Genomic DNA, 8,587 nt, shown 5'->3' on the forward strand with positions numbered 1-8,587 from the left:
AGATGTGTATAAGAGACAGCTCCCCTCCCGCTCCATCTTAGGCACCCGCATCGATGCCACCAGTTACGAGGATGCCTGCGATCGCATTCAAACCTGGGCATTGGCAAACCGATCGTGCTATGTAGTCGCCGCGAATGTGCATGTCGTGATGACCGCTTACTGGCAACGTTCCTATCAACAGGTAATCAATAGCGCGGCATTAGTCACCTCAGATGGGATGCCCTTAGTTTGGGGCTTACGCTTACTGGGAATTCGCCACCAGCCACGGGTTTATGGGCCTGACTTAATGCTGGCATGGTGCGATCGCGCCGCGAAAGTTGGGCTCCCGATCTATCTCTATGGCAGTACGGATGAGACGCTGCAAAACCTGCAATCTCATCTAGAACGACGGTTTCCGGGACTGTCGATCGCGGGTCGCCATGCTCCCCCATTTCGCCCCATGACCATTGAGGAGGAACAGGCGGACATCGATCGCATCCAGGCTTCTGGTGCGCCAGTCGTATTTGTGGGATTAGGCTGTCCCAAGCAAGAGGAGTGGATGGCACGTCAACAGCATCAACTCCCTGCCGTGATGATCGGAGTAGGAGCCGCGTTCAGTTTCCATAGTGGAGAAGTTTCGCAAGCCCCCCGTTGGATGATGGCATGGGGGTTGGAGTGGCTCTATCGGTTCACCCAGGAACCTCAACGATTATGGCAACGCTATTTAATCAACAATCCCACGTTTGTACTGTTATTTGGTTGGCAATTAGTGCGATCGAAATTGAAACTAAAACAGATAGACTGAGTTTTCATTAGTAGTATTTCATTAATAACGTAGGGGCAGGTTTAACATTTACACTAGCTATATGCTATTCGTTGAATTCGCAAAACCTGCCCATCCAGACTATTTACTGAACTGGGGTTGCAATGATCGCAAATCCCAGTCTTGGCGATTTAATTTCAGGTAAACAGTCCTGTCGAGGCTGAACCATGCACTTTTGAATGATTTTAGGAGTGTTGACAACTTTTACAGACACGTCAAAATTATTCAACTTCATCGACCCCTTACCAGTCATCATTGAGATGATTTGCTCAGAACCTAATTGAATTGCTGTTTGAGAGGCAAAAGTCCCCATATAGGTCAGTTCAGTCCGTAATCGTTGCTCAATCTGCCGCATCAATTCAGCGCTATACGATCCACCGCTTAAAGCAGAAGCAATAATATTTACACCTTGATTTTCTGCTGATGCCCAGTTAACAAAAGCTTCCGAGGAAAAATAGACGATCGAGCCTGAATGCTTTGAAAGCATATCATTTCTGACATTTTGATACTCATCACGAGTATTGTCTTTAAACAACGGTGGAGTAATGCTAATACTGTTAAGTAAGCTGCCCATAGTTGGCATTTCGCCTCGTAACACTGCCGTTACTGCACTGGCATCAACTTTATATTCGCCAAGCGCACCTCGACCACAGCTAAATACTGGTTTTGATTCTCCAGTTGAAATATTAAATGTGTAGTTATAAGTGCAAGTAGCTGAGGCACTAATCGGTTTCTCTAACCATTTATTACACCCATCCTGTTTAACTCCAGAGGGCACTTGAGCTTCCACCCATTTATAACAACCTCCTCCTAGCTTTGGCAGGGCACATTCTTTAACTGTTCGGTAAGTTGTTACCATTCTAGGAACCATACACTCCTTGATTTTCCAGGTGTGAGATGCTTTAGCTGAAGCAACGAGTGAAATATAGTTTCCGGCTAAGTTATATTCAAGCTTTTCCATGCGACTAGAGCCATTATTACCAATCTTCAGTTTTCCTAAAGCAGAAGAGATTTTCTTGGCTTGGGATTGCCATTTGTTGGCAATAGAACTTAGCTGAGGTACACAGTTCAGTAATTTCTGGTCTATTGGTTGAAGTAAATTGATCGCCTGAGGTCTATTAGTTATGGGAGCTTTAGCGCAAGCTTCAATGTTAAAAGCCTTGGCTGGTTGAAAGAGTCCCAATATGGCAAGAATGGTTAGTGTAGAGATGAATGAAAGCTTCATGAGTACCTCTGGGGGACTTGCAATTCGTGTTCTGTTGCAAATCTATCCAGTCAGTACTTGCGATCGCCTTGACTTAGGTTAAGAAATTTTCTTCTGGTAAATTCGCCGCTTTAAGCGACTGAGAGATTCAGGCTTAATCCCGAGGTAGGAAGCCAGATGATAGTTGGGAACCCGATCGATAATGTGAGGTTCATATTCAAATAACTGACAATAACGCTCCTCCGGCGTATCCAGATAAAGCGACACTAGCTTGTTTTGCATCTTTGCCGCAAATTCTTCAGCATGCAGTCGTAAAAATTTTTGCCCCTCTGGAAGTTCTTCGATCAACTGCATAGCTTTATGGTTAAACATGAGAATTTTAGACCGCTCGATCGTTTCACAGTAAAACTCGGTCGGCTGCTGTTTCAAAAAACTTCTATAGTCACCAAAGCTTTGATACTCTGTGTGAAAGGAAAGTGTACACTCGCGATCGTCTTTCAGCAGAAAAATTCTGATACAGCCTTTGAGCGTAAACCCAATAAACTTACAGATATCTCCTGCCTGAAATAAAAACTCTCCCTTGTTGATCTCTACACACTCTAAAAACGGATCAAGCTGCATCGGATCAAGTTTGAACTCCGGGAAAATCTTCAAAATAAATGTGTAGAATGGTTCATACATTTGAAATACTTGCTCCTAAATTTCTAGAGTATTTATGTTAATCCTGTGGTCGGTTGGCTCAATCAGTGCATCAGGCAAGCGATTGACTCCATTCAATTAAATCGGTAAACCCAGTGATCTCATATCACTAATGGTCTTGACTACAGGATTAGGTTGAGCGCGATCGTATCCCAAAGCGCTGCTGACATTGCCAACTATGAGGTTTTGGTAAGTCAAGCGATCGCAACTGGTTAAATCCGGTAAGTAGCACAGTACATTGAAGAATAGATTACAGAACAAACACAAACGGCTAATGAACAGTCCCTTCCTCCAACGGCTTCATCACCCTGATCGTCCTGTGCTTGTGTTTGATGGCGCAATGGGCACAAACCTGCAAGTGCAAAACCTGACGGCTGCTGATTTTGGGGGAGCAGAGTACGAAGGCTGCAATGAATATTTGGTCAAGACCAAACCAGAAGCAGTCGCCAAAGTCCATCGCGATTTTTTGGCAGCCGGAGCCGATGTGATTGAGACGGACACCTTTGGGGCGACCTCGATCGTCCTGGCAGAATATGACCTGGCAGATCAGGCGTATGAGTTGAACAAATTGGCAGCTACCTTAGCGAAATCCGTAGCCGCCGAGTTTTCCACCCCAGAGAAACCCCGGTTCGTAGCGGGATCGATCGGTCCCACTACCAAGCTCCCAACATTGGGACATATTGACTACGACACTATGAAAGCCTCGTTTGCCGAACAGGCACAAGGTCTGTGGGATGGCGGTGTCGATCTGTTTTTGGTGGAAACCTGCCAGGATGTGTTGCAGATCAAAGCCGCCCTGAATGGAATTGAAGAGGTGTTTGCCCAGAAAGGCGATCGCCGCCCGTTAATGGTTTCCGTCACAATGGAAACCACAGGCACCATGTTGGTTGGTTCGGATGTGGGAGCCATGCTGGCAATTTTAGAACCCTATCCGATCGATGTTTTGGGTCTGAATTGTGCCACCGGCCCCGATCGGATGGCGGATCACATTAAATATTTGTCCCAATACTCGCCGTTTGTGGTGTCCTGTATTCCCAATGCTGGCATTCCGGAAAACGTGGGGGGTCATGCTCACTACAAACTCACCCCAATGGAACTGCGGTTAGCCTTAATGCACTTTGTTGAGGACTTGGGAGTGCAGGTAATTGGCGGTTGCTGTGGCACTCGTCCCGACCATATTCACCAACTGGCGGAAGCGGCAGCGACTTTAAAGCCAAAAGCTCGTCCGGTGCGGGGAGATCGGGAGATCGGGAGGTTGGGAGACGGAGAAGTCGATCGCTCGGCAACGGCGGTACGTCCGGCATTGAACTTTGTGCCGTCGGCGGCTTCGATCTATGCAGCACAACCCTATGAGCAGGATAATTCCTTCCTGATTGTCGGTGAGCGGTTAAATGCCAGTGGTTCTAAGAAGGTGCGGGAACTGCTGAATGCCGAAGATTGGGATGGCTTGGTGTCGATCGCCCGATCGCAGGTGAAGGAAGGGGCACATGTGCTGGATGTCAACGTAGACTATGTGGGTCGCGATGGCGTTGCCGATATGCACGAAATCGTGTCGCGCTTAGTCACCAATGTCACCCTACCGTTGATGCTGGACTCGACGGAATGGGAAAAGATGGAAGCCGGACTCAAGGTGGCTGGCGGTAAGTGTATTCTCAATTCCACCAACTATGAAGATGGCGAACCCCGTTTCCTCAAAGTCTTGGAACTAGCGAAAACCTACGGGGCTGGAGTCGTTGTCGGGACGATCGATGAAGATGGCATGGCACGAACCGCCGAGAAGAAATTCCAGATTGCCCAACGAGCCTATCGGCAAGCGGTAGAATTTGGCATTCCCGCCCATGAGATCTTCTTCGATCCGCTAGCCTTGCCGATTTCAACTGGGATTGAAGAAGACCGCGCCAATGGACGTGCCACGATCGAGGCAATTCGGCAAATTCGGGAGCAATTACCCGGTTGTCACATCATTTTGGGTGTTTCCAATGTTTCCTTTGGCTTAAGTCCAGCCGCGCGAATTGTCTTAAACTCCATGTTCCTGCATGAAGCGATGCAAGCGGGAATGGACGCCGCGATCGTCAGTGCCGCCAAGATTCTGCCCCTAGCCAAAATTGCTCCAGAGCATCAGGAGGTTTGCCACCAGTTAATTCATGATCAACGGCGGTTTGAGGGTGACATTTGTGTTTACGATCCCCTGACGGAATTGACAAAGTTGTTTGAAGGGGTATCGGCAAAAGAAGCCCGTTCTAAAGATTCTTTGACCGATCTACCCTTAGAACAACGCTTGCCGCGCCACATTATTGATGGCGAACGCATGGGGTTAGAAGCGGCTTTAGATGAAGCGTTAGCTCAATATCCCCCCTTACAAATTATCAACACCTTTTTGCTGGATGGGATGAAGGTCGTTGGAGAATTGTTTGGTTCGGGGCAAATGCAATTACCGTTCGTGCTGCAATCGGCTGAAACCATGAAAGCGGCGGTGGCTTACCTGGAACCGCAGATGGAAAAGTCGGAAGCAGGGCAGGCAAAGGGAACGGTGATTATTGCCACGGTCAAAGGCGATGTGCATGACATTGGTAAGAATCTGGTGGACATTATTCTGTCCAATAACGGCTATCGGGTGATCAACCTGGGCATCAAGCAACCCGTCGATACCATTATTGATGCCTATTACGAACACAATGCCGACTGTATTGCCATGAGTGGTTTGTTGGTGAAATCCACTGCCTTCATGAAGGAAAACTTGCAGGCTTTCAACGATCGCGGCATTACTGTTCCGGTCATCTTGGGGGGAGCGGCTCTCACACCCAAATTCGTCCATGAAGATTGCCAGAACACCTACAAAGGGCAGGTGATTTATGGGAAAGATGCGTTCTCAGATCTGCACTTTATGGACAAACTGATGCCTGCCAAACTCGCAGGGAAATGGGATGATGTCCAGGGCTTTTTGGATGAGTTTGCAGAAGCCCCCAAGAGCCGGATTGCCGCCGATGTGGACAGTGAAAGCTCGGAGTCGTCCGACAATCAAATGGAGGAAACCGCCGCCTTAGCGATCGACACGGAGCGATCGCAGGCAGTCGCCGCCGATATTCCCCGTCCAACCCCACCCTTCTGGGGCACACAGATCCTTAATTCGGCTGATCTGCCCTGGGATGAGGTGTTCTGGTATCTGGATCTACAAGCGCTGATCGCGGGACAGTGGCAGTTCCGTAAACCGCGTGAACAATCGCGGGAAGAATACGACCAATTTTTACAGGAGAAGGTCTATCCGATTCTGGCAACCTGGAAAGCCCGGATTGTCGAGGAAAATCTGCTCCAGCTTCAGGTGGTTTATGGCTATTTCCCTTGCCAGTCGGAAGGGAATTCAGTCCATTTATATGATCCAGCCGTGATGGTAAATGGTGGTTCGCCAACCAACCAATTACCGCTAGTGACCTGGACATTTCCCCGCCAGCGATCGCTGAATCGTTACTGTATTGCTGATTTCTATGCCGCGCAGGACTCAGGGCAAATTGATGTCTTCCCGATGCAAGCCGTAACCGCCGGACAGAAAGCTACGGAATACGCCCAGGAACTATTTAAGGCGAACAACTACACAGATTACCTGTATTTTCATGGGTTATCGGTGCAGATTGCCGAAGCTTTGGCGGAGTGGACTCATGCCCGGATTCGGCGAGAACTAGGCTTTGGCGATCGTGATCCCGATAACGTCCGCGATGTATTGGCACAGCGCTATCAGGGGTCACGCTATAGCTTTGGCTATCCCGCCTGTCCGAATATTCACAATCAGTACAAACAGTTGGAGTTATTGAGAACCGATCGCATTGGTTTACAGATGGATGAAAGTGAGCAATTGTATCCAGAACAGTCCACCACAGCGATTATTGCCTATCACCCCACAGCAAAATACTTCAGCGCGTAATTTGGGGATAGTGAGGGCGTAAGTTACGCCCCTACAGGTTCAATTAAGCGGATTTTTGTAATGTCCAGAAGGGGGTTTTTTGGGTGACTTCTAAGCTGGCACCTTGAATCCACTTTTGGACGAACAGAAAGTCCTTATTCTGCCACAGGGGAATGAAGGGAACATCTTGCGCTAGCAGAGCTTGGATTTCAGCAAAAATCTGTTGGCGCGTGGTGGGGTTTTGCTCCTTGCGGCTGCGATCAATTAACTGATTCGCCCGATCGCTGTAGTAATAGGAACCCTGACCGAAACTCGCGCCCTCCTCACAACCCGCATTCGCAGATCCTTTAGTACATTCCATAAACGGCTGAATGTAGTTATCCGCATCAAAGAAGTCGGCTGACCAGTCTAACAGGAACATGGGATACGCCCCTTTATCTAAGTTCTTGTAGGCGGTCGTCGATTCCACACTATTTAATTGCAATTGCATTAAACCACCGAGTTGTTTATTAACGATCGCCTTTAAGGTAATCGCCGCTAGTTTGTCATTGGTGACATTGGAGCGATACCAGAATTCCACCTGCAACGGATTTTCTGCGGAATAGCCAGCTTTGGTTAATAACTCAGTCGCTTTCGCACTATTACGATCGCCATATTCCTGTTGGAAAATGGGCTGCTGTTCGTCCATGATGGTGGGAATCAAACTATAGAGGGGGTCAATTTGTCCCTGAAACACACGGTCTTGTAACACGGGACGATCGACCACAGCCGCGATCGCTTGCCGCACTTCCAGCTTGTCTAACGGTGGGGATTTGAGATTCAGCGTCAAATAATCAATCCCACTACCTGACTTTTCCAAAATCTGCCAGCCTGCCGTTGGCCTATCCCGCTGCAAGCTCCGAATTTGTTCTAATGCCAGACTTTGATACGCCATATCAACTGCCCCAGTCCGAAAGGCATTAAATAAATTGGCGGGACTGGAAAACACCTGGATATCAATACCTTGATTGGTCGGTTTTTCTCCCCAATATTGGTCAAAGGCATCCAGCTGAATTTGATCCGTCCCCGATCGCACTAATTTGTAAGGTCCTGTGCCGACAAACTGATCCGGTTTAAATGAGCCTTCTTTAATTTCATAGACTTTGGGCGAAACCGCCGCCGCCCCCGAAAATGCCAGCAACGAGGGAAAGGCGGCAAACGGTTTCTTGAGTTGAATCGTCAGTTCATTCTCGGCGGACGCTTGCACAGATGCGACTAAATCCGACAACAAAAATGATGGAGATCCCGCATTTTGGATAAATCGATTCAGGGAAAATGCCATCGCTGCCGCATCAAACGGAGTGCCATCGTGAAACACAACTCCCTGACGCAGGGGAATGGTGTAGGTCAATCCATCGGCACTCACCGTGGGTAATGCCGTGGCAAGTTGTGGTACTAAGTCTGTTGTCCCCAGTTTGTAAGTATACAGTCGATCGCTGAGGTTATAGAGCAACGCTCCCGCAAAACTGCTGTACGCATCTGCCGGATCGATCGTACTCAGTTGGGCGGTTGTCCCCAGAACAATGCGATCGCGGCTACCGGGGGGAGTGCGTCCAAGTTCGGGAGACGATCGTCCACAACTGACCACCAGCAGCAGACAGAGGCAAAACAGACTCAGGAATCGGACGGGCGATCGCCAAAACTGACCTAACATGCAAGGCATCCGTTGATATGTGGCATTCTGTTATATCTTACTGGCATCTGATTTTCGCCTTGATTCATGTCCCAAATTCATGTTGTCGGCATTGGTTTAGATGGGGCAGCCGGATTGCCGAACTCCATCCAACAGTTAATCGCCCAAGCGACCCTGTTAGTCGGCAGCGATCGCCATCTTAGCTACTTTCCCACCCATCCCGCCGATCGCCTGGTGTTAACCGACCTCAGCACCGCGATCGCCCAGATCCAACAACTCATCTCCCCACCTTCCCCCTGTCTCTTATACACATCT

Annotated in this window: 5 protein-coding genes and 1 pseudogene; 3 read left to right on the forward strand and 3 right to left on the reverse strand. The window is 48.7% G+C overall.

Translation table 11 applies throughout. The features are described 5' to 3' along the window. Positions 1-784 (forward strand): WecB/TagA/CpsF family glycosyltransferase (locus ACN4EK_RS31425; RefSeq protein WP_431662385.1); only part of this gene is annotated, 784 nt, incomplete at its 5' end. 103 nt (positions 785-887) lie between these two features. Here ACN4EK_RS31425 and ACN4EK_RS31430 read toward each other — a convergent pair. After that, positions 888-2,027 carry a hypothetical protein gene (locus ACN4EK_RS31430; RefSeq protein WP_431662386.1) on the reverse strand — a complete coding sequence of 380 codons (1,140 nt, stop codon included), beginning with the start codon at positions 2,025-2,027 and terminating at the stop codon, positions 888-890. A 78-nt stretch (positions 2,028-2,105) separates the two neighbouring features. Then, entirely contained in the window at positions 2,106-2,687 is a 582-nt protein-coding gene (locus tag ACN4EK_RS31435; RefSeq protein WP_431662387.1) for a Crp/Fnr family transcriptional regulator, read from the reverse strand. 292 nt (positions 2,688-2,979) lie between these two features. Here ACN4EK_RS31435 and metH point away from each other — a divergent pair, with 292 nt between their 5' ends. Further along, entirely contained in the window at positions 2,980-6,621 is a 3,642-nt protein-coding gene (gene metH, locus ACN4EK_RS31440; protein WP_431662388.1) for a methionine synthase, read from the forward strand. A gap of 43 nt (positions 6,622-6,664) precedes the next feature. On the opposite strand, the gene ACN4EK_RS31445 is transcribed toward metH, so the two are convergent. Next, entirely contained in the window at positions 6,665-8,293 is a 1,629-nt protein-coding gene (locus ACN4EK_RS31445) for an ABC transporter substrate-binding protein (protein WP_431662389.1), read from the reverse strand. Positions 8,294-8,359: 66 nt separating this feature from the next. Here ACN4EK_RS31445 and ACN4EK_RS31450 point away from each other — a divergent pair. Next, positions 8,360-8,587 (forward strand): annotated as a pseudogene (locus ACN4EK_RS31450) (hypothetical protein); the annotation flags it as partial.

It is taken from the genome of Pantanalinema rosaneae CENA516, assembly GCF_050753385.1.
GTDB classification, from domain to species: domain Bacteria; phylum Cyanobacteriota; class Cyanobacteriia; order Leptolyngbyales; family Leptolyngbyaceae; genus Pantanalinema; species Pantanalinema rosaneae.